A 21,173-nucleotide genomic window follows, 5' to 3' on the forward strand; every position below is an offset into this window, starting at 1 on the left:
GCCTCACTTGCCGAAGGCGAGCATCAACTTCTCCTTCGTGTCGTCGTTGCCGTTCAGCCGGGTGGTGGAGATGTAGAAGCGCCCGTCGACCCAGTCGACGTCCTTGGAGTAGAAGCCGTCCTCGATCTGCGCGGTGCCCTGCGGGTTCTGCAGCAGCTTCGTGATGGTGTGGCTCGATCCCGCGGTCGGCACGGAGACGATCTGGCCGCCCGCGTCGTAGGACGGCTCGACGTAGGCGACGAGCTTCCCGCCCTCCACCTTGACCGGGACCATCTTGGTGTCCGCGGGGGACTTGACCCGCCACTTCTCCTTGCCGGTGGCGAGGTTGAGCGCGACGATCTCGTTCGCCCCGCTGGTGGCCTCGGTGGGCAGGTAGAGCGTGCTCGCGTCGGCGGCGACCGCCCGGCAGCCCTGGAGGTCGCGGTCGAGGACGGCGAAGCCGCACTGGGCGTCGAAGGAGGCCTTGGTGTCGACCTGGGAGCGAATGGAACCGTCGCTGTTCAGCGTCGAGATGTTCCAGTGCTTCTTGTCCTTGTCGGTGGAGTAGATGACCACCGGGTCGACGGAGTAGGCGCGTTCGACCGTCCAGCCCTTGGGGATCTTCTTGGTCCACCGCACCTTGCCGGTGGCCGGGTCGAGCTCCTGCACCTCGTCGTGCGCGTTCGAGCCGCCGACGCCGCAGGAGGAGACGGCGATCAGCCGGGCGCCGCCCGCGAACCCGGCCGGGTAGCAGGCCTCGCCGTAGTGCTTCTTGTCGAACAGCTTCCTGCCGGTCCCGACGTCGTACGCCACACCGGACTGGGAGCGGCCCACCATCAGGGTCTTGCCGGTCAGGGACAGCTCGACGGTGATCGTGCTGTCGAACAGCTGGCCGTCGGCGACCTGGGTGGTCCAGCCCTTCTTGCCGGTGTCCAGGTCGATCTCCTGGAGCTGGTTGCACTTGGCGCGGTCGCTGCTGCCGCTCATGTACGCCACGACGACCTTGTCGTCTGCCGACTTCTCGGGCGTCACGGCGCAGATCTTCTGCGGGAAGGTGAGGGGCGCCCAGGTGGGGTCGCCGTCACCGACGTTGTAGGCGACGACCTGCTTGTAGGCCGCCTTCACGGCGGTCTTCCCGGTGATCCACATGCCGGGGGCGTCGGCGCCGGAACCGGGGGCGTCGGGCGCCTCCTTGTACCAGAGCACCTTCGACTCGCCGGGCTTGCGGCCCGCGTTGAGGTCCTCCGGGTCCTTGCCGCCGTCGCCGCTGCCGTCGCCGGGGTCGGCCGGGCCGCCGGAGGCGGTGTCCTTGCCGTCGCCGCTCGGTCCGGCGACCGGCTTCTTGCTACCGCCGTCACCGGCGTTGACCGCCCACACGGTGCCGCCGACGACGAGCAGCGCCGCCACCGCGGCGCCGACGACCAGCGCGGGCCGGCCCTTGAAGGGGTTGCGGGAGCCGCCGGGCGGCGGGGTGCCGGGCGCGCCCGGGAACTGCTGCTGCGGGTAGCCGTATCCGGGCTGCTGTCCGTACGGGCCGGGCTGCTGCGGATAGCCGTACGGTCCCGGCTGCTGGGGCTGCCCGTACGGGCCGGGCGCGGTGGGTGCGCCGTACGGTCCCGGGTGGGCCTGGGGGCCGGGCTGCTGCGGGTAGCCGTATCCGGGCTGCGGGGCCTGGGGCGGCTGGGCGGGGGGCGGGGGCGTGCCCTGGCGCGGGTCCTGGGGAGCGGCGAAACCGCCCTGCGCGGGCGGCGGTTGCGGGGCCCCGAAGCCGCCGCCCGGCGGCGGCTGCTGCGGAGGCTGGTCCTGCGGTGCTCCGAAGCCGCCCTGCGGCGGCTGATTGGGCGGCTGAGCCATCAGCGCGTTCCCCCTAGTTCACTGATTTTCGGCCACGCCCTGAGGTTCGTGACGGACCCGAAGTGATACTCAGATTGTTCTCAGTCGGCCCTTTCTATCACCCACCGCCGACGGCGCACCGGCTCGGATCAGCCCCTGTTCCCAAGGGAGAACCGGCCCGTGATGCCCTCGTTACGCGCCTTCACGCGCCCTTCACGCGGCGCGCGCGACGCCGCCCCACGCCCGGGCTTTTTCGGCCGTGGGCGGGGGCGGACGTGGGACGGAGCCGGAGACGGGCCGGCCGGATGTGTGGCGAACGGGGGCGGGATGTGCCCGGTGAGGGCGGCCGGGATGCGCCGGTGAGGGTGCGCGGGATGCGCCGGTGGGGCCGAGTCCTAGGCGTCCTCGGCCAGTTCGAGCCAGCGCAGTTCCAGCTCCTCGCGCTCGCCCGCCAAGTCGCGCAGTTCGGCGTCGAGTCGGGCGACCTTCTCGAAGTCGGTGGCGTTCTCCGCGATCTGGGTGTGCAGCGTGGACTCCTTGTCGGAGATGCGGTCCAACTGCCGCTCGATCTTCTGGAGTTCCTTCTTCGCGGCACGCTGTTCGGCGGCGCTCTTCTCGGGCGCGGCCGAGGCGGGGCGCGCCGCCGCCGACGGGGCCGCCGACGCGGCCGCGGCGGCCTGCTGCTCCATCCGCTGCCGCCGCTCGAGGTACTCGTCGATGCCGCGCGGCAGCATCCGCAGCGCGCCGTCGCCGAGGAGCGCGTACACGGTGTCGGTGGTGCGCTCGACGAAGAACCGGTCGTGGGAGATGACGATCATCGAGCCGGGCCAGCCGTCGAGGACGTCCTCGAGCTGGGTGAGGGTCTCGATGTCGAGGTCGTTGGTGGGCTCGTCGAGGAAGAGGACGTTCGGCTCGTCCATGAGCAGCCGCAGCAGCTGGAGCCGCCGCCGCTCACCGCCGGACAGGTCGCCCACCGGCGTCCACTGCTTCTCCTTGTTGAAGCCGAAGGTCTCGCACAGCTGCCCGGCGGTCATCTCCCGGCCCTTGCCGAGGTCGACGCGCTCGCGCACCCGCTGCACGGCCTGCAGGACCCGCCACTCGGGGTCGAGCTCCGCGACCTCCTGGGACAGGTACGCCAGCTTCACGGTCCGGCCGACGGCGATCCGCCCGCCCGCCGGCTGCTCCTCGCCCTCGGTGCGGGCCGCCTGGGCCATCGCCCTGAGCAGCGACGTCTTCCCGGCGCCGTTGACGCCGACCAGGCCGATCCGGTCACCGGGGCCGAGATGCCAGGTCACGTGCTTGAGCAGCACCTTCGGCCCGGCCTCCACGGACACGTCTTCCAGGTCGAAGACGGTCTTGCCGAGCCGGGAGGAGGCGAACTTCATCAGCTCGGAGGAGTCCCGCGGCGGCGGCACGTCCCTGATCAGCTCGTTGGCCGCCTCGACGCGGAAGCGGGGCTTGGACGTGCGGGCGGGGGCGCCGCGGCGCAGCCACGCCAGTTCCTTGCGGACGAGGTTCTGCCGCTTGACCTCCTCGCTCGCGGCGATCCGCTCCCGCTCGGCGCGGGCGAAGACGTAGTCGGAGTAGCCGCCCTCGTACTCGTGGACGACCCCGCGCTGCACGTCCCACATGCGGGTGCAGACCTGGTCGAGGAACCAGCGGTCGTGGGTGACGCACACCAGCGCCGAGCGCCGGTCGCGCAGGTGCTGGGCGAGCCAGGCGATGCCCTCGACGTCCAGGTGGTTGGTGGGCTCGTCCAGGACGATCAGGTCCTGCTCGTCGATGAGCAGCTTGGCGAGCGCGATCCGCCGCCGCTCGCCGCCGGACAGCGGCCCGATGACGGTGTCCAGGCCCTTGGGGAAGCCGGGCAGGTCCAGCCCCCCGAACAGTCCGGTCAGAACGTCGCGGATCCGGGCGTTGCCCGCCCACTCGTGGTCGGCGAGGTCACCGATGACCTCGTGCCGCACGGTCGCCGCGGGGTCGAGGGAGTCGTGCTGGGTGAGCACGCCCAGCCGCAGCCCGCCGGAGTGCGTGACGCGCCCCGTGTCGGCCTCCTCCAGCTTGGCCAGCATCCGGATGAGGGTGGTCTTGCCGTCGCCGTTGCGCCCGACGACCCCGATCCGGTCCCCTTCGGACACGCCGAGCGAGACACCGTCGAGCAGGGCACGCGTGCCGTACACCTTGCTGACGTTCTCGACATTGACCAGATTGACGGCCATTTCACTCCTGCCCGGGGGACGCGATCGACCCTCCAGGGTAGTCGGACCGGACGTACGCCGATCGGGTGACACCGCACGGCGGGCCCGCTCCCCCTCCGGGCTCCTCGCGACTTCACCGCCGTAACCGCGGACCGGCCGGCACCGCCCCTACGGCGCTCCGCTCACCACGGTCGCCCCCGGCACCGGGCCCGTCGCGGTGCGGGCCGTGCGGCAGGTGGCCCTCGCGCGGAGGTCATCGGCGATCCGGGCCGCTGTCTCGGCGTCGCGGGCGAGGAAGGCGGTGGTCGGGCCGGAGCCCGAGACCAGGGCGGCCAGGGCGCCCGCGGCGCGGCCCGCCGCCAGGGTGCCGGCCAGCTCGGGGAAGAGGGACAGCGCGGCGGGCTGCAGATCGTTGGAGACGGCCGCGGCCAGCGCGTCCGCGTCGCCCTTGGCCAGCGCGTCGATCAGGTCCTGCGAGGCGACGGGCTCGGGGATGCGCGTGCCCTCGCCGAGCCGGTCGAACTCGCGGAAGACCGCCGGGGTGGACAGCCCGCGGTAGGCCGTCGCGAACACCCAGTGGAAGGTGCCCCCCACCTCCAGCGGCCGGAGCAGCTCGCCGCGCCCGGTGCCCAGCGCGGCCCCGCCCACCAGGCTGAAGGGCACGTCGCTGCCCAGTTCGGCGCAGATGTCGAGCAGTTCCTCGCGGGAGGCGTTCGTCCCCCACAGCGCGTCGCAGGCGACCAGCGCGGCCGCCCCGTCGGCGCTGCCGCCCGCCATGCCGCCGGCGACCGGGATGTCCTTGGCGATGTGCAGGTGCACGTCCGGGCGGCGGCCGTGACGCTCTGCGAGCGCGAGCGCCGCACGGACCGCCAGGTTCGTGCCGTCCAGGGGGACCTGCCCGGCGTCCGGGCCCGCGCAGGTGACCCGCGGCCCGTCCGGCGACACGGTCGCCGTGACCTCGTCGTACAGGCCGACCGCCAGGAAGACGTTCGCCAGGTCGTGGAAGCCGTCGGGCCGGGCGGCACCCACCGCCAGCTGGACGTTGACCTTGGCCGGGACGCGTACCGTCACGCTCACTTACTCGGACCCCTCTTCCGTGGCCGCCGGTGCCGGTTCCGTGGCCGCCGGTGACGGAGCGTTCCCCCGCGACGCGGCCGCCTCCGCGATCCGCGCGAACTCCTCGACGGTCAGCGACTCCCCGCGCGCCTGCGGCGAGACGCCCGCGGCGACGAGCGCCGCCTCGGCGGCCGCAGCGGAACCCGCCCAGCCCGCGAGCGCGGCCCGCAGGGTCTTGCGCCGCTGCGCGAAGGCCGCGTCGACGACGGCGAACACCTGCTTCTTGGTGGCCGTGGTCCTGACCGGCTCGGCCCGCCGGGTGAGGGAGACCAGCCCGCTGTCGACGTTCGGCGCGGGCCAGAAGACGTTGCGGCCGATGGCGCCGGCCCGCTTGACCTCCGCGTACCAGCCGGCCTTGACGGACGGCACGCCGTACACCTTGGAGCCGGGCCCGGCGGCGAGCCGGTCGGCGACCTCCGCCTGCACCATCACGAGGGTGCGCTGGATGCTCGGGAAGGTGTCGAGCATGTGCAGCAGCACGGGCACGGCCACGTTGTACGGCAGGTTCGCCACCAGCGCGGTCGGGGCCGGGCCCGGCAGCGCGGTCACGCGCATCGCGTCCGAGTGGACCAGCGCGAACCGGTCGGCGCGGTCCGGCATGCGGGCGGCGATCGTCGCGGGCAGCGCGGCGGCGAGGACGTCGTCGATCTCGACGGCGGTGACGCGGTCGGCGACCTCCAGCAGCGCGAGGGTGAGGGAGCCGAGCCCCGGCCCGACCTCCACGACGACGTCGTCGGGACGGACGTCGGCGGTGCGGACGATACGGCGGACCGTGTTCGCGTCGATCACGAAGTTCTGGCCGCGCTGCTTGGTCGGACGCACACCGAGGGCCGCCGCCAGCTCGCGGACGTCGGCGGGGCCCAGCAGGGCTTCGGGGGTGGGGCTGCTGCTCACGGAGCAAGGGTACGGGGCTCCCCGCCCGGCTCCCGCACCGCGCTCAGCCGCGCAGCCGCCCCCCGCACTGCGGCCAGGGACTGGTGCCCCGGCGGACGTACAGCTTCTTCGCCCGGTAGGTCTGCTCCTCCGGCGAGGCGTCCTGCGGGCGCCCCTGGCCGCCCAGACTGTGCCAGGTGTGGGTGTCGAACTGGTACAGCCCGCCGTAGGTCCCGGAGGGGTCCACCGCGTGCGCCCGGCCCCCGGACTCGCACTCCGCGAGCCCCCGCCAGTCGAGGTGGTCGGCCCCCCGCACCGACGGGGGATGCGCCCGGGTGCCGACCTTCACCACCTGCGTGCGGGGCTCGCGCAGCACCTCCGAGTCGACGCGCCGGGGCCGCTGGCGCACCCCGTTGACGGTCCGCAGGGCGTACGTCACCCGGCGCACCCCCGGCTGCCCGGCCCGCTCGACGATCTCGGTGCCCCGGAACAGCGTGGGATCGTCGGTGCGCCGTACCGCGAAGGGGATCGGCTCCTCCCGCACCTCGCGCGACCCGGTGATGCGCAGCACGGTGACCGTCTGCCCGTCGCGCGGGAAGCTGTCCGGCGCGACGGAGGTGGCGTCCTGACCCCTCAGGGTGACCCCGGCCGCCTCCACCGCCTCCCGCACGGTGGCCGCGTTGGTGCGGACGGTGCGGGCCCGGCCGTCCGCCATGACCGTGACCGTGCGCTCGGTGCGCACGTCGAGCGCGAGCCCGGCGCGCCCGATGGGGCGGGAGCGCGCGGCCGACAGATAGGCGCCCTCGGCGCGGACGCCGAGCTGCCGGAGCGCCCCGTCCACGGTGTGCGCCGTCGTCCACACCTCGTGCCGTTGTCCGTCGAGGGTGAGCCGCAGCGGCCGCCCGAAGCGCACCGCCACCTCGTCCCCGCCGGCCAGCGCCGCGTCGGCGCCCGGCGCCACCACGTCGTGCGCCCCGATCTCCACGCCCTCCTCGGCGAGCAGCTCGGAGACGTCGTCGGCGAAGGTGTGCAGGGTGCGCGAGCTGCCGTCGACGTCGAGTTCGACGGCCTTGTCCTGGGCGACGAAGGCAGTGGTGCCGCCGGCCAGGAAGGCGACGACCAGCGCCTGCGGCAGCAGCCGCCGCACGTTCGGCTCCGGGCGCTCCACGGGGCGGGCCCTGCGCCGGCGGGCGCCGCGCCGCCCCGTGGTGTCCGGCCGCCGGCCGCCGTCCGGGCCCCGCGTCTCGCACGCCGGAGCGCCGCGGCCCTGCCGGGGCGGCACCGGCTCGGTGATCTCGTACGCGGGCCGGCAGGTGTCCGCCCAGGCAGCCCCGGACAGCCCGTCCGCGACGGTGGTGCCGGCGGCACCGAGCCCGGCGAAGGCGCCGAAGCCGTCGACCACGGTGGGGGCGGCGAGCGGCGTGGAGGGGCCGGGGGCGTCCGCGGTCCGGAAGAACATGTCGCCGCCGTGGCCGCCGTAGCCGCCGTACACCCTGGAGGCCACCGTCTCGGCGCTGTGCACGTCGGGCGGCGGTCCCGGGGCGGGGACCACGCCGGGGCCGTACGTCTCGTACGGCGTCCCGGACGTCTCGCAGGGCACCCCGCACATCTCGTCCGACGTCCCGTACGGCCCGCCCGACGTCCCGAACATCACGTACGACGTCCCGTACGGCCCGCCCGACGTCCCGAACATCACGTACGACGTCCCGTGCGTCTCGTACGTCTCGTACGTCCCGTGCGTCTCGTACGTCTCGTACGGCGAGTTGCCGTTGCTCACACCGACACGCTCCAGAGGGCCGAGGGTCCGAGGGTCCGGATCGGGCACACGCAACCTAGCGGAGCGTTCGTCACTCTCCAAAGCGGCCTGAATACGCAAGGTCACGATCAGTCACGAGACGAACCCGGGTGAGCGCTGTCGGTCGGTTGCGCGTCAGTAGCCGAAGGCGCGGGCCGTGTTCGCCGCCAGGGCCGCCGCCAGCGTGTCCTCTTCGATGCCGCGCACCTCGGCCATCGCCCGCACCGTGACCGGAACGAGATACGGCGCGTTGGGCCGTCCGCGGTACGGCGCCGGGGTCAGGAAGGGCGCGTCCGTCTCCACGAGGACCAGCTCCAGCGGCGCCACGGCGAGGGCGTCCCGCAGGTGCTGGGCGTTCTTGAAGGTGACGTTGCCCGCGAAGGACATGAAGTACCCCGCGCCGGCGCACTCCTCGGCCATCTCCGCGTCCCCCGAGTAGCAGTGGAACACCGTCCGCTCGGGAGCGCCCTCCTCCTTGAGGACGCGCAGCACGTCGGCGTGGGCGTCGCGGTCGTGGATGACCAGGGCCTTGCCGTGCCGCTTGGCGATCTCGATGTGCGCGCGGAAGGAGCGCTCCTGCGCCGCCTTGCCCTCGGGCCCGGTGCGGAAGTAGTCGAGGCCGGTCTCGCCGACGCCCTTGACCTGGGGCAGCGCGGCCAGCCGGTCGATCTCGGCGAGCGCCTCGTCCAGGCCCGCGTCGCCGCCCGGCTCCCGCGCCCCCTGCCGGGACCAGCCTCCCCCAGCCCTAGGGGGCTGGGAGGTGCCCCCAGGATCGCCGTGCACGATGCGCGGAGCCTCGTTCGGGTGCAGGGCGACCGTCGCGTGGACGGCGTCGTACACCGCGGCCGTTTCGGCCGCCCACCGCGACCCGGCGAGGTCGCAGCCGACCTGCACCACCGTGGTCACCCCCACCGACGCCGCCTTGGCCAGTCCCTCCTCGACGGTGCCGGACTGCATGTCGAGGTGGGTGTGGGAGTCGGCGACCGGGATCCGGAGGGGCTCCGGGAGCGGTGGCGCCGCGTTCTTGTCGGCGTTCGAAGGCATGCCCCGATCCTACGAAAGGGGCAGGCCCCGACCGCTCCGGGCGGGCCTCAGCCGGCCTTGCGCTGGAACGGGTGCAGCAGGTCGGACAGGTGCCAGTGATGGCCGTGCCGCTCCCGGTCCGCCGCCTCCTCCCCGGACGGGGACTCCGGCGCGGGCGGCGCGGGGTTCATGACCGGGCCCGCCGGGCGCTGGTTGCGGTGCAGGTGGTACTGCACGGACGACACCTGCCCGGCCCGCATGATCCGTACGACGTGGCCGTCGCAGTTCTGGCAGCTCGGGCGGCTCAGCGGCGACGGGACCACCCGGCCGTCCGCGACGTACAGCACGAAATCGCCGCCCTCGGCGTCCGTGTGGTGCTCAATCTCGTACGACTGCTCCCAGCCGTGTCCGCAGCGCATACAGGCGAACGCGTACGACTCGTTGACGACGGCGGTGGCCCCTTCACGCAGGCCGGTCTGCCCTGAGATCTCACTCATGCCAGCTCCTCTTGTCCGCTGGACAAGCGCCCCCGGCGAGGGGATTCCCCCCGGAATCCCGTCAGGGGCGAGGGACGGGTGCGTCCCTCGTCCCAGTGGACGCCTCCACCAGCGCGAACGCATCAGTCCTGTCGAACGTTGGAGGCGATTTGGCGGACGCTTGCCCCGGGGCACCCGAACGGCGGGTGGTTGCTTTGCCTTGCATGACGCGGCTTTGCCGCCCGATGGGGCACACGCTCACCAGAGATGCTCCCTGCTCAGAGGGGGTGTGACCGCTCTCACACGGGCAGGCCCGGACGTCCCGGTGACCCGCACGCCGCGGCGGCACGCGCTCGTCGCGGCGGAGGCACGCATGCCACGGCGACACGCGCGTCGCGGCGGCACGCGCGTCGCGGTGGCACGCGCGTCGCGGCGGCACGCGCCGCCCGGCACCCCGCCCCGCGGCGGGCGCCACACCCGAGGACGCCTACCCGGGGGGCGCCGCGTCCGGGGGCGCCACACCCGGGGGCCCCACGTCCGCCGGAGCCGGCTCAGCCCGCGTGCTTGGCGGCCACCACCGCGTCGAACACCTCGCGCTTGGGCACGCCCGCCTCCGCCGCGACCGCCGCGATCGCCTCCTTGCGCCGCTCCCCGGCCTCCTCGCGGACCCGCACCCGCCGCACCAGTTCCTCGGCGCCCACCTCCTCGGGCCCCTTCTCGGGCGCCCCCTCCACCACGACCGTGATCTCGCCGCGCACACCCTCGGCCGCCCAGGCGGCCAGTTCCCCGAGCCCCCCGCGCCGTACCTCCTCGTACGTCTTGGTCAGCTCCCGGCACACCGCGGCCCGCCGGTCGGCGCCGAACACCTCGGCCATCGCCGCGAGGGTGTCGTCGAGCCGGTGCGGAGCCTCGAAGTAGACCAGCGTGCGCCGCTCGTCGGCGACCTCCCGCAGCCGGGACAGCCGCTCGCCGGCCTTGCGCGGCAGGAACCCCTCGAAGCAGAACCGGTCGACCGGCAGCCCCGACAGCGCCAGCGCGGTCAGCACGGCGGACGGTCCGGGCACCGCGGTGACCCTGACGCCCCGCTCGACGGCCGCCGCGACCAGCCGGTACCCGGGGTCGGACACGGACGGCATACCCGCGTCCGTCACCAGCAGCACCCGCGCGCCGCCGGCCAGCTCCTCGACCAGTTCGGGCGTACGGGCGGACTCATTGCCCTCGAAGTACGACACCACCCGCCCCTTGGGCTGCACGCCGAGCGCCTGGGTCAGCCGCCGCAGCCGCCGGGTGTCCTCGGCGGCGACCACGTCGGCGCCGGCCAGCTCCTCGGCGAGCCGGGGCGGCGCGTCCTGAAGGTCGCCGATGGGGGTGCCCGCCAAAACAAGGGTTCCAGTCACGCCCCCCATCCTCTCAAGGGCGCAGGCCCGGGAGCGCCGCCTCCCTCCCGGCCGCCGCGACGGCCGCCCCGTAACCGCGAGGGCCGCCCCGGTCACCGCCACGGCCCCCCGTGAGGGCCGGTCCCGCCACCCTCGCGAAGGCGGCGTCGCGGCCGGAACCGCCCATGCGCGGGACTCACACAGAACCGTTCCCTACGATGGCGCGGTGACCAGTACCGCGTCCTCCACGGACACCCGGCAGGGACCGGCCCCGCACGACCGGCGGCCCTTGTGGCAGCAGCGGCTGCGCCGCTTCGGCTGGCCGGCGGGGCCCACCGGCGACGTCGGCGGTGTCACCGACCGTCTGGTGCCGCCGTACGCGCAGCCGAGCCCGAGACTGTGGGCCGCCCTCAACATCCCGGGGACGCTCGCCGAACGCCTGACCCGCTGGTCGGGCTGGGGCGGCCCGCTGCTGGTGACGCTGCTGGCCGGCGTGCTGCGCTTCTGGAACCTGGGCAGCCCGAAGGCGGTGATATTCGACGAGACGTACTACGCCAAGGACGCGTGGGCGATCGTCCACCGCGGCTTCGAGGTCAACTGGGACAAGAACGCCAACGACCTGGTCCTCAAGGTGGGCAGTCACATCGGCGTCCCCACCGACGCGGCCTACGTCGTGCACCCGCCGATCGGCAAGTACGTGATCGGCCTGGGCGAACTGGTCTTCGGCTTCGACCCGTACGGCTGGCGCTTCATGACCGCGCTGCTCGGCACGCTGTCCGTGCTGATGCTGTGCCGCATCGGGCGCCGACTGTTCCGCTCCACCTTCCTCGGCTGCCTGGCGGGTGCGCTGATGGCGGTGGACGGCCTGCACTTCGTGATGAGCCGCACCTCGCTGCTCGACGGCGTGCTGATGTTCTTCGTACTGGCCGCGTTCGGCTGCCTGCTGATCGACCGGGACCGGGCCCGCGCGCGGCTCGCCGCCGCCCTCCCGGCCGACGCCGACGGCCGGATCCGGCCCGACGCGCACGCGGCGGAGCACACCCGGCTGGGGTGGCGACCCTGGCGCTGGGCCACGGGCCTGCTGCTGGGCCTGGCGATCGGCACCAAGTGGAACGGCCTGTACATCCTGGCCGCCTTCTGCGTGATGGCGGTGCTGTGGGACGTCGGCTCCCGCCGGGTGGCCGGGGCCCGGCGCCCGTACGCGACGGTCCTGAAGCGGGACACCGGCATCACGTTCCTGGCGACGGTCCCGGTGGCGATCGCCGTCTACCTGGTCTCGTGGACCGGCTGGATCCTCTCCCCCACCGACGGCACCGGCGGCTACTTCCGCAACTGGGCCGCGACCGACGGCAAGGGCGGCAACTGGACCTTCCTGCCGGACTGGCTGCGCAGCCTGTGGCACTACGAGCACGAGGTCTACAAGTTCCACGTCGGCCTGTCCTCGCCGCACACCTACCAGTCCAACCCCTGGAGCTGGCTCGTCGACGGCCGCCCGGTGTCGTACTTCTACGAGTCGCCCTCCCCCGGCGCGGACGGCTGCCCGGCGGACGCCGGCGAGAAGTGCGCCCGCGAGGTGCTCGCCCTCGGCACACCGGTGCTGTGGTGGGTGGCGTGCGTCGCCCTCCTGTACGTGCTGTGGCGCTGGTTCTTCCGCCGCGACTGGCGCGCGGGTGCCATCGCCTGCGGCGTCGCGGCCGGCTACCTGCCCTGGTTCCTGTACCAGGAGCGCACGATCTTCTACTTCTACGCCGTGGTCTTCGTGCCCTTCCTCTGCCTGGCGGTAGCCATGCTGATCGGCGCGCTCGTCGGCCCGCCCGGCTCCACCGACACCCGCCGCGTCACCGGCGCCACCGCCGCGGGCGTCCTGGTCCTCCTGATCGCCTGGAACTTCATCTACTTCTGGCCCCTCTACACCGGCACCGCCATCCCGATCGACCAGTGGCGGTCGCGGATGTGGCTGGACACCTGGGTGTAGCTGGGCAAACATGCCGGGAGGGCGCGCCCGATGGCCGCGCCCTCCCGGTCGTTGTTGGTCGTCAGTGGTTGCCGCTGGCCACCCTCGGACGGCCCAGGGACGGCCCAGTGACCCTCACAGGCAACTGCCCGTACCCGGCTGCGGCTCCGTGCGATGATCAGGCCCGCGTGACGGGACACGCGAATGGAGGGGTGGGGCATGGACTGGCTCCTGGTTGGTGCGGCTGCGGTGGGCATTGGCCTGTTGGCTGTGGGCGGCGCCCTGGCGTTGGCCACCGGTTGGCTGGCGCCGTGGCTGCGAGGCCGCGTAGTGCGGTCGGACCTATGGGGGTATGGGACGGTGTCGCTGGCCACGAGCCTGGCGACGATCATGTCCTTTAAGGTGGCAGTGGATTCGGAGATCGTGCTGGATACGCTCTTCGTCCTCGCCATGGCGTTGCTCATCCTGGGCGGCCTGCTTCAGAGGCGCTCGCTGCGTCGCGCCGCAGGCCAGTAACCGTCAGCCTTTCGGCCGTTCTGCTTCGTCGGACGACTTCTGACCTTCCTCAGCTGTGCTTCGCTGGTCGGCGCCTGCGTCGGTACCCGGAGCACCGTCTCTGAGCAGGGGAGGAGCCGTCGTCGGCTGTTGTCATCTGTCATCGTTGAGCACCCCCGCACGGCCCAGAGACGGCCCGGGCGGGGGTGTCGCGGTGCGCCCCTCGATGCGAACTATGGGCGCGGCGGTCACTGAGGTCTGCTGGGCACGCCGTCCGGTCGTCTGGGGCTGGTGTCAGTTGGTCACGGGTCCGGTGGTTGCTGTACTTCACTGCTGTACGGCAACAGCGGCGGCCTCATGCGTCGAGGTCACCCGCATGGGTACACGCGGTGCGGATCATGGAGGGCGATGGATGTCCCAATGATCACGAGAGTCAACCCCAACTGCCCTTTCAGGGCCGCACGTGCACGTTGCTTCGCCGCCGGCTGCAGCAGGGGTATCCGGCAAGCAAGTACGGACGAAACCACGCCGATGATGACCAAGGCCATGCCCGCGATCAGCCTGAATGGGTCGAACACTTCCCGGGAGGTTTCCGGCAACTCGCCGGGAGCGATACAGCCGGTGCTAAACGCCATAATGAGCAAGCCCGGGTACGCCAGAGCGACGGCGATGCAGACCGCCTCCACCGCCACAAACGCCAGGCCCGACTTCCAGGCCGGCTTTGCCTTCACGCCCTCTGACAATGTCCACCCCTCTCGACCTGCACCTACTGAGGTGCGCACGAGTGTGGCACGACCTTCCTGCTCCAGCGGATCAAGGTCGGGCTGGGTACACCACCCTCCCCCCAGCCCGCCCGCCGCGCCGCCGAGGCTCTGCAAGCTACGCGGTCAACGGAGCCTCAACGACCGAGGCAAGCAGGCGGTTTCGTAAGTCGGCGGAGGACCCGAGGCCTAGCCGGGGACTTGACCCTGTGGCCGCATCTTTATCAGGTCGATCACAGTGCACCTGGAAGCTGGGGTGATCCCTGCCCGGCAACGGCCTGCCGACCGCTGTAGGACGCGCTCGACCGGGCCCGTCCGCCGTTGTTGGTGTCAGTCGCTGGTGTCAGGAAACTGCGGTGGGTTGACATGAGCCCGCATGACAACAGCAGTGCGCCAACCGCGTAGATCGAACGCGGCCCACGCGGCAGGCTGGCACCTCATACCGTCGCCCCTACCCTTAAACCAGCCTGATTTCTCACAGACCAAATACGAACCACATCAGCGCGAGACACAGAAACCCAATGACGATCCATATCGCGATCTTCCACGAGTAAATCCTGTGCTTCGCAGGGTCGAACGACGACATGTTCTTGCGGTCGTACCAGGCAGTATTCGCAAGCCCAACGCAGAAAAAAGCGGCGAGCAAGAGCACCGTACCGATACACCAAAACAGAATTCTCACTATTACTCCGATCTTTTCTGGGATGGAAATTCCTGTCGAAGAACTCAGTTGCTGGCAACCCGATGAGACGCGATCATCCCACTCGCCCCCGCCCACCACTCACCCCGGCTCCCATCCCGTCCGCCGCTGGACGCCCTGGACCGCGCCCGCTCGGCTCTGCCTGGGTCGACGGTGGACGGGATGGGAGCACCCCGCGCACGCCACTACGGGCCCGCAGTCGGGAACGGCGCCTCCTCCATCTCTTCACCGGCCCGCCGGTGCACGAGATCGCGTCGGTGAGGTCGAAGAGCGCGTCGGCCCGGCCGCAGAGGCCGTCGACCGAGGTCGCTCAACTCCGAAAAATGGCAAAAAAGTGATCATAAGTCAGATGATCTTGGGCGTAGGGTCGGGTCGCGTAGGGCAGGGCTGCCGATGGCCCTCCTTCCTTTCACCCCCCACAAGAAGGAGCCGCGCTCATGAAGCGCCGAACGATAACCGCTCTGGGAGCGGTCGGATTCACTGCGACCGTTCTGATATCGACCCCCGCCGTCGCCACGGAATCGCCCCAGCCGGGAAGTTTCAAGATTTCCGCTGCCGGCGGCGCGAGCTGCATCGCGACGCCGCAGAACCCCCACCGGTCCTCCGGGCAGCCCGACGGGCGAATCCTGTTCAAGACCCGCGTCACCTGCCAGAGCACCTACCCGTCGGTCACCGTGCACATCAATGGCAGGCTGGAATTGGGTCCCCGCATGGGGCCAAGGCCGGTCATGGCGACTTCCAGCCAGACCCAGGTGATCAAGAGCGGGAAGACCGCGACCTTCTACACGCCGCTCGAAGGCGGAAAGCAGGTGCGCAAGGCGGGCAGCTACACGGGGGTCATCAACGGCCAGATCACCGCCCCGACACCGGGCAACATCGACACCGGCATCAGCCAGACGGTCTACGTGAAGTAGCCCTCCGGGGAAGGGGAGTCGCCGTCGCCCGGGTTCTAGGATGAAGCCATGAACATTCGTCCAGTGGACCCCAGGGATATGACGTGGGAGCAGGACCATGCCGTCTACCGCGTATATTTCTGGGACACGGCCAAGAATCACTCGCATGAATTTGAGGTGACAGAGGCCGATATTGACGAGGTGCTGGACTGGACGCGTGGCGAAGCAAAGTCGCGTGGATGGTCGTACACGGTCTACGTGAAGGTCAGCGACGAGGGGCAGCCCGGCCTCACGCGACTCTGTGGCGTGGCAGGCGATCCCTTCGCAGTGTGATGCGACACGAGACGTCACGCATCCGGGCGTAAGCCTCCATGTTTCACTCCTCTTCTATTGCGCCTGACCCGCACTCGGCTGACCCGCACGGCCCGGTGAGCCGTGCGGGTCAGCCGAGTTCGGCAACATCCGAAAACAGCCCTCACAGAAGCCCCTCCCGCCACTTACAGTGCGGGGGAGAAACGGGGAGGGAGCGCTTCCATGCGCAAGGGGGTCAAGGCGGCGATCGTCGGCGGGGTGGTCGTCGTGCTGGTGGGCGGGGCCGGGTACGGGGCGTTCAACGTGGTGTCCGCGCTCAGCGGTAGCGGGCCCGCGCCCGTGCGGACCGGGCCGCCGAGCGGGGACGAGGTGAAGGACACCTCGGCGAAGTTCTTCGCGGCCTGGGAGAAGAAGCGGGCGGCGACCGCGGCGTCGTACACGAACTTCCCCGACGCGGCCGAGCGGTTGCTGTCGGCCTACGGGCGGGACGCGCACATCACGGACGTCAGGGTCACGCCCGGCGCGGCCGCCGGCACCACCGTGCCCTTCTCCGTACGGGCCACCGTGTCCTACGGCGGCAGGTCCGAGCCGCTCGCCTACCGCAGCCGGCTGACCGTGGTGCGCGGTACCAGCACCCACCGCCCGCTGGTCGACTGGCAGCCGTCCGTCGTGCATCCCGCGCTGAAGAAGGGCGACACGCTCGTCACGGGCGAGTCGGCCGCCCCGCCGATCGAGGCGGTAGACCGCGACGGCAGGGTGCTGACGAAGGACAAGTACCCCTCTCTCGGGCCGATTCTGGACGAACTGCGCGCCAAGTACGGGGACAAGGCAGGGGGCAGGCCCGCCGTCGAGCTGAGCATCCGGCACGAGAGCGGCGCAAGCGCCGACGCCGCCGAGACCCCGCTGGTCTCCCTCGCCAAGGGCCGCCCGGGCAGGCTGCGCACGACGCTCCGCGCGAGTGCGCAGGCGGCGGCCGAGCGGGCGGTGCAGCGGTACGCCGAGTCGTCGGTGGTCGCGGTGAAACCCTCCACCGGCGAGGTGCTCGCGGTGGCCAACCACCGCGCCGACGGCTGGAACGCGGCCTTCCTCGGCCGCCTCGCCCCGGGCTCCACCATGAAGATCGTCAGTGCCGCGACCCTCATCGACACGGGACTCACGACGGCGAGCGGCGCCGCGCCCTGCCCGCCCGAGGCGATGTGGGAGGGCCAGACCTTCCACAACCTCAAGGACATGGCTCCGAACCCCCGGTCGACGCTCTCGGAGAGCTTCGCCCGCTCCTGCAACACCGCCTTCATCAAGTTCGCGGACTCGCTCAAGGTGGAGTCGCTCAACGAGGAGGCGGAGCGGCGCTTCGGGCTCGGACGGGACGACTGGAAGACCGGCATCCCGTCCTTCGACGGCTCGGTCCCGGCCTCCGGCGGCCCGGACAAGGCGGCCAACCTCATCGGCCAGGGGCAGGTGCAGATGAGCCCCCTGAACATGGCGTCGGTGACGGCGACCGCGATGACGGGCGCGTTCCGGCAGCCCGTCATCGTCCCGCAGGACCTCGACGACCGTGAACTCGCCCGGGCCCAGGGCCTGTCGGCGGGCACGGTCGCCCAGCTGCGGCAGATGATGAACCGCACCGCCACCAGCGGCACCGCGGCCGTCGCGATGTCCGGGCTGACCGGGAGCATCGGCGCGAAGACCGGGTCCGCCGAGGTCGACGGGCAGGCGAAGTCCAACAGCTGGTTCACCGGCTACCGGAACGACGTGGCCGCCGCCGCGATGACCCAGGAGGGCGGGCACGGCGGCGACGCGGCGGGCCCGATCGTGGCGGCCGTCCTGCGCGCGGGCCGCTGAGGCGGCCTGGCCCCCGGCGGCGGGACCCCGCGCGCCCACCGTCCCGTGCCCCCGGGCTAATGTCGCAGGTCTGCTACGGACAGGTGTCCGAAGTCACGCACACAGAACGGGCCCCTAGGGTAGGAGCCGTCGTTGGGGTGCGTGAGGGTGGCGGGGGCCCTGGGGAATCGTGAAGGACGGAAGGCAGTGGGCAAGAGAAGGCGCGTCGCCGAGCAGCGGAGAACGAATCCGGCGGTACTCGGTGGAGTGATCGCCGTGGTCGCCGTGGGCGGCGCGGGCTTCGGCGCGTACGCGCTGTGGGGTGGCGGACCGGCGCCCGACGACGGCAAGGGGACCCAGTCCGCGCCGCGGCACCACGACACGGTGAAGACCGGCCCGCTGACGGCGGCCGAGGTGCGGACCACCGCCGAGCGCTTCCTGACGGCGTGGCAGCAGGGCAGGCCCGCCGGGGCGGCGGCCGCCACGAACGACTCCGCCGCGGCCACCGCCCTGCTCACCGGCTACACCCGGGACGCCCACCTGGAGCAGGTCACCCTGACCGCGGGCACCGGCACCGGCACCGACGGCAAGGTCCCGTTCTCCGTGCGGGCGACCGTGGCGTACAAGGGGCTGACCAAGCCGCTGGCGTACGACAGCGCGCTCACCGTCGTCCGGCGCGCCACCGACGGGAAGCCGGTGGTCGACTGGCACGCCTCCGTCGTCCACCCCGACCTGAAGGACGGCGACACCCTGGTGACGGGCGCCTCCGGCACTCCGCCGGTGAAGGCGCTGGACCGCGACGGCGACGAGCTGACCACGGCCGACTACCCGTCGCTGGGCACCGTGCTGGACGGGCTGCGCGAGAAGTACGGCAAGACGGCGGGCGGCAAGGCCGGCGTCGAACTGCGGGTGATCCGCGGCAAGGCGTCGCAGAAGGCCGAGCTCTCCGACAAGACGCTGGTGGAGCTGAGCAAGGGCACACCGGGCACGGTGCGGACGACGCTGAGCCCGACCCTCCAGGCGGTCGCCGAGAAGCAGGTGGCCAAGCGGCAGCGGGCGTCGGTGGTCGTGGTGCGGCCGTCGACCGGCGAGATCCTGGCGGTGGCGAACACCGACCACGGCTTCAACACGGCGTTCCAGGGTTCCCTCGCCCCCGGCTCCACGATGAAGGTCATCACCTCCTCGCTGCTGATCGACAAGCACCTCGCCTCGGCCGACAAGCAGCACCCGTGCCCGAAGACCTTCACCTACGGCGGGTGGAAGTTCCACAACGACAACGACTTCGAGATCAAGAACGGCACGTTCAAGGCGAGCTTCGCCCGCTCCTGCAACACGGCCTTCATCAGCCAGGCCCCGAAGCTCGGGAACGCCGACCTGACCCGGCAGGCCCAGCAGGTCTTCGGCCTGTCGATGAACAACTGGGCGATCGGTGTGCCGTCCTTCGACGGCGCGGTGCCGGTGCAGAGCGCGGCCCAGATGGCGGCCTCGCTGATCGGCCAGGGCGGGGTGCGGATGAACCCGCTGAACATGGCGTCGGTGGCCGCGACGGTCAAGGCGGGCAGCTTCCACCAGCCGTATCTGGTGTCCCCGAAGACCGACGGCCGCACGCTCGCCACGGCCTCCCGCACGCTGTCCGCGTCCACGCTGTCCCAGCTGCGGGAGCTGATGAAGTTCACCGCGGACTACGGCACGGCCGCCGAGGCCATGTCCGGTCTCGGCCCGGACTACGGCGCGAAGACCGGCTCGGCGGAGGTCGACAGCCAGAAGAAGCCGAACGGCTGGTTCACCGCCTACCGCGGCGACCTCGCGGCCGCCGGCGTGGTGCAGCGGGGCGGCCACGGCGGCGACACGGCGGGCCCTATCGTGGCGACCCTGCTGAAGACGGGGAGCTGAGCCCCGCCCGCGACGTCACCGGTGTCCGACGGCCTTCGCGAAGTCACCGGTGTCCGGTGATCTCCGCGACGTCACCGGTGTCCGACGGGCTCCGCGACGGGCTCCGCGGCGGCCCGGTAGGTCCGCTGCAGGAAGCGGATCAGCGTCTTGGTCTCGAACTGGACCACCGCGACGCCTCCGGCGGAGTGGAATTCGATGACGGCCTGCACCCGGCCGCAGGGCCACACCCGGACGGCGCCGGTGCCGGTCGGGGCGCGCAGGCCCTTCTCCAGCAGCGACCGGGGGAACGCCCACTCGTGGGGGCCGGGAAGGCCGATCCGCACCACACGCGGGTCGGACTCGGGGTCGTAGCGCAGGACGACCGGTACGGCAGCGTTGTCATCCCGCAGGTCGTGGTCCGTGACTATGTGAGCTCGTGCGTACTGTTCGACTACCGACATCGGACGACCCCTCACGCTGGGTGACCTATCCGAAAGCTGACATTCCGCTTTCCCTCCAGCCTCGCACATTTTCGCGAGGGCGCCCGTCGAGCGCCCGGCCTCCCCCACCCCTCGCGCGGCCTCCCGTCCGGCACGCACGACCTTCTCGCTCTTGCAAGGTGTTCGCAACAAGCCTCTATCATCGAACCGTGCATGTGCCTGACGGATTCATCGACGCCCCCTTGTCCGCAGCCACCGGAGCCGTCGCCGCGGGTGCCCTCGCGGTCAGTCTCCGCGGGGCCCGCCGGGAACTCGACGAGCGGACCGCGCCCCTGGCCGGCCTGGTCGCGGCCTTCATCTTCGCCGTGCAGATGCTGAACTTCCCCGTGGCGGCCGGGACCAGCGGCCACCTCCTGGGCGGGGCGCTCGCCGCGATACTCGTCGGCCCCTTCACCGGGGTCCTGTGCGTCTCCGTCGTCCTGCTGATGCAGGGCATCCTCTTCGCCGACGGCGGGCTGACCGCGCTCGGCGTCAACATCACCGACATGGCGCTCGTCACGACGGTCGTCGGGTACGCCGTCTTCCGCGGCCTGGTGAAGGTGCTGCCGCGCGGGCGCCGCTCGGTCACCGTCGCCTCCTTCGCCGCCGCCCTGCTCTCCGTCCCGGCCGCCGCCGTCGCCTTCACCCTGATCTACGCGCTCGGCGGCACCACCGACGTCGCCATCGGCAAGGTCGCCACCGCCATGATCGGCGTCCACGTCCTCATCGGCCTCGGCGAGGCCGCGATCACCGCGCTGACCGTCGGCGCCGTCATCGCCGTACGGCCGGACCTCGTGTACGGCGCGCGGGGGCTGCGGCAGCGGCTGAAGCTGCGGGTGAACGGCGAACTGGTCGACGCACCGCCCGCCGGCCCGGTTCCCGCCACGCGCTCGCACCGCAAGGTGTGGCTCACCGGCCTGGTCGCCTCCCTGGTCCTGGCCGGCTTCGTCAGCTTCTACGCCTCCGCCAGCCCGGACGGGCTGATGAAGGTCGCCCACGACCAGGGCATCGACCGGCAGACCCGGCGGCACGCCTCCGACGGCTCCCCGCTCGCCGGCTACGGCGTCAGGGACGTCTCCGACGGCCGCCTGTCCGGCGGTCTCGCGGGTGTGATCGGCGTCGGCGCCACCGTCGTCGCGGGCAGCACGGTGTTCTGGGCCGTGCGCAGGCGCCGTGGCGCCGCCGAGTCCGCCGCTTCCTCCTCGCGGGGCGTCTGA

General features: G+C 72.0%; 17 protein-coding genes. 7 read left to right on the plus strand and 10 right to left on the minus strand.

What is annotated here, in order from left to right; all coding sequences use genetic code 11:
• Window positions 1–3: 3 nt before the first annotated feature.
• The 8 genes from ACIPM1_RS23835 to rsmI form a co-directional block, all read right to left on the minus strand.
• Window positions 4–1,833, minus strand: coding sequence for a PQQ-binding-like beta-propeller repeat protein (locus ACIPM1_RS23835; RefSeq protein WP_402437741.1), 1,830 nt, complete (start codon window positions 1,831–1,833; stop codon window positions 4–6).
• Between the two features lie 374 nt (window positions 1,834–2,207).
• On the minus strand, window positions 2,208–4,031 hold the full coding sequence (locus ACIPM1_RS23840) for an ABC-F family ATP-binding cassette domain-containing protein (RefSeq protein WP_402437743.1): 1,824 nt from the start codon (window positions 4,029–4,031) through the stop codon (window positions 2,208–2,210).
• A gap of 147 nt (window positions 4,032–4,178) precedes the next feature.
• Window positions 4,179–5,087 carry a 4-(cytidine 5'-diphospho)-2-C-methyl-D-erythritol kinase gene (locus tag ACIPM1_RS23845; protein WP_402437745.1) on the minus strand — a complete coding sequence of 303 codons (909 nt, stop codon included), beginning with the start codon at window positions 5,085–5,087 and terminating at the stop codon, window positions 4,179–4,181.
• On the minus strand, window positions 5,088–6,020 hold the full coding sequence (gene rsmA, locus ACIPM1_RS23850; RefSeq protein WP_402437747.1) for a 16S rRNA (adenine(1518)-N(6)/adenine(1519)-N(6))-dimethyltransferase RsmA: 933 nt from the start codon (window positions 6,018–6,020) through the stop codon (window positions 5,088–5,090).
• A gap of 43 nt (window positions 6,021–6,063) precedes the next feature.
• On the minus strand, window positions 6,064–7,608 hold the full coding sequence (locus ACIPM1_RS23855) for a ubiquitin-like domain-containing protein (protein WP_402437905.1): 1,545 nt from the start codon (window positions 7,606–7,608) through the stop codon (window positions 6,064–6,066).
• Window positions 7,609–7,929: 321 nt separating this feature from the next.
• Window positions 7,930–8,838: a TatD family hydrolase gene (locus ACIPM1_RS23860; RefSeq protein WP_402437749.1), complete on the minus strand. Its 909-nt coding sequence runs from the start codon at window positions 8,836–8,838 to the stop codon at window positions 7,930–7,932.
• 47 nt (window positions 8,839–8,885) lie between these two features.
• Window positions 8,886–9,314, minus strand: coding sequence for a hypothetical protein (locus ACIPM1_RS23865; protein ID WP_402437752.1), 429 nt, complete (start codon window positions 9,312–9,314; stop codon window positions 8,886–8,888).
• A 530-nt stretch (window positions 9,315–9,844) separates the two neighbouring features.
• Window positions 9,845–10,690 carry a 16S rRNA (cytidine(1402)-2'-O)-methyltransferase gene (gene rsmI / locus ACIPM1_RS23870; protein ID WP_402437754.1) on the minus strand — a complete coding sequence of 282 codons (846 nt, stop codon included), beginning with the start codon at window positions 10,688–10,690 and terminating at the stop codon, window positions 9,845–9,847.
• A 205-nt stretch (window positions 10,691–10,895) separates the two neighbouring features.
• Between rsmI and ACIPM1_RS23875 the strand changes: the two genes are divergently transcribed.
• Entirely contained in the window at window positions 10,896–12,644 is a 1,749-nt protein-coding gene (locus ACIPM1_RS23875; RefSeq protein ID WP_402437756.1) for a dolichyl-phosphate-mannose--protein mannosyltransferase, read from the plus strand.
• 198 nt (window positions 12,645–12,842) lie between these two features.
• Window positions 12,843–13,139: a hypothetical protein gene (locus ACIPM1_RS23880; protein WP_402437758.1), complete on the plus strand. Its 297-nt coding sequence runs from the start codon at window positions 12,843–12,845 to the stop codon at window positions 13,137–13,139.
• A gap of 347 nt (window positions 13,140–13,486) precedes the next feature.
• Here the strand turns inward: ACIPM1_RS23880 and ACIPM1_RS23885 are convergent, their stop codons facing one another.
• Window positions 13,487–13,849 (minus strand): hypothetical protein, encoded by a 363-nt coding sequence (locus ACIPM1_RS23885; protein WP_402437760.1) that lies wholly within the window; start codon window positions 13,847–13,849, stop codon window positions 13,487–13,489.
• 1,167 nt (window positions 13,850–15,016) lie between these two features.
• Between ACIPM1_RS23885 and ACIPM1_RS23890 the strand changes: the two genes are divergently transcribed.
• The 4 genes from ACIPM1_RS23890 (at window position 15,017) to ACIPM1_RS23905 (ending at window position 19,498) form a co-directional block, all read left to right on the plus strand.
• Window positions 15,017–15,493: a hypothetical protein gene (locus tag ACIPM1_RS23890; protein WP_402437762.1), complete on the plus strand. Its 477-nt coding sequence runs from the start codon at window positions 15,017–15,019 to the stop codon at window positions 15,491–15,493.
• Between the two features lie 48 nt (window positions 15,494–15,541).
• On the plus strand, window positions 15,542–15,805 hold the full coding sequence (locus ACIPM1_RS23895; RefSeq protein ID WP_402437764.1) for a hypothetical protein: 264 nt from the start codon (window positions 15,542–15,544) through the stop codon (window positions 15,803–15,805).
• Between the two features lie 201 nt (window positions 15,806–16,006).
• Complete coding sequence (locus ACIPM1_RS23900; RefSeq protein ID WP_402437766.1) at window positions 16,007–17,626, plus strand: penicillin-binding transpeptidase domain-containing protein; 1,620 nt, start codon at window positions 16,007–16,009, stop codon at window positions 17,624–17,626.
• 186 nt (window positions 17,627–17,812) lie between these two features.
• A complete protein-coding gene (locus tag ACIPM1_RS23905; protein WP_402437768.1) occupies window positions 17,813–19,498 on the plus strand; it encodes a penicillin-binding transpeptidase domain-containing protein in 1,686 nt (561 codons plus the stop codon).
• Window positions 19,499–19,569: 71 nt separating this feature from the next.
• On the opposite strand, the gene ACIPM1_RS23910 is transcribed toward ACIPM1_RS23905, so the two are convergent.
• Window positions 19,570–19,938, minus strand: coding sequence for an SsgA family sporulation/cell division regulator (locus ACIPM1_RS23910; RefSeq protein ID WP_402437770.1), 369 nt, complete (start codon window positions 19,936–19,938; stop codon window positions 19,570–19,572).
• Window positions 19,939–20,126: 188 nt separating this feature from the next.
• On the opposite strand from ACIPM1_RS23910, the gene ACIPM1_RS23915 reads away from it, so the two are divergent.
• Entirely contained in the window at window positions 20,127–21,173 is a 1,047-nt protein-coding gene (locus ACIPM1_RS23915; protein ID WP_402437771.1) for an energy-coupling factor ABC transporter permease, read from the plus strand.

This window comes from Streptomyces sp. NPDC086766 (assembly GCF_044746005.1).
Lineage (GTDB): Bacteria > Actinomycetota > Actinomycetes > Streptomycetales > Streptomycetaceae > Streptomyces.

Excerpts from the sequence above, each read along its gene's own strand:
- ACIPM1_RS23835 (WP_402437741.1), bottom strand. The coding sequence starts at position 1,833 with ATGGCTCAGCCGCCCAATCAGCCGCCGCAGGGCGGCTTCGGAGCACCG.
- ACIPM1_RS23840 (WP_402437743.1), bottom strand. The coding sequence starts at position 4,031 with ATGGCCGTCAATCTGGTCAATGTCGAGAACGTCAGCAAGGTGTACGGC.
- ACIPM1_RS23855 (WP_402437905.1), bottom strand. The coding sequence starts at position 7,608 with ATGTGCGGGGTGCCCTGCGAGACGTCCGGGACGCCGTACGAGACGTAC.
- ACIPM1_RS23860 (WP_402437749.1), bottom strand. The coding sequence starts at position 8,838 with ATGCCTTCGAACGCCGACAAGAACGCGGCGCCACCGCTCCCGGAGCCC.
- ACIPM1_RS23865 (WP_402437752.1), bottom strand. The coding sequence starts at position 9,314 with ATGAGTGAGATCTCAGGGCAGACCGGCCTGCGTGAAGGGGCCACCGCC.
- ACIPM1_RS23880 (WP_402437758.1), top strand. The coding sequence starts at position 12,843 with ATGGACTGGCTCCTGGTTGGTGCGGCTGCGGTGGGCATTGGCCTGTTG.
- ACIPM1_RS23890 (WP_402437762.1), top strand. The coding sequence starts at position 15,017 with ATGAAGCGCCGAACGATAACCGCTCTGGGAGCGGTCGGATTCACTGCG.
- ACIPM1_RS23895 (WP_402437764.1), top strand. The coding sequence starts at position 15,542 with ATGAACATTCGTCCAGTGGACCCCAGGGATATGACGTGGGAGCAGGAC.
- ACIPM1_RS23900 (WP_402437766.1), top strand. The coding sequence starts at position 16,007 with ATGCGCAAGGGGGTCAAGGCGGCGATCGTCGGCGGGGTGGTCGTCGTG.
- ACIPM1_RS23910 (WP_402437770.1), bottom strand. The coding sequence starts at position 19,938 with ATGTCGGTAGTCGAACAGTACGCACGAGCTCACATAGTCACGGACCAC.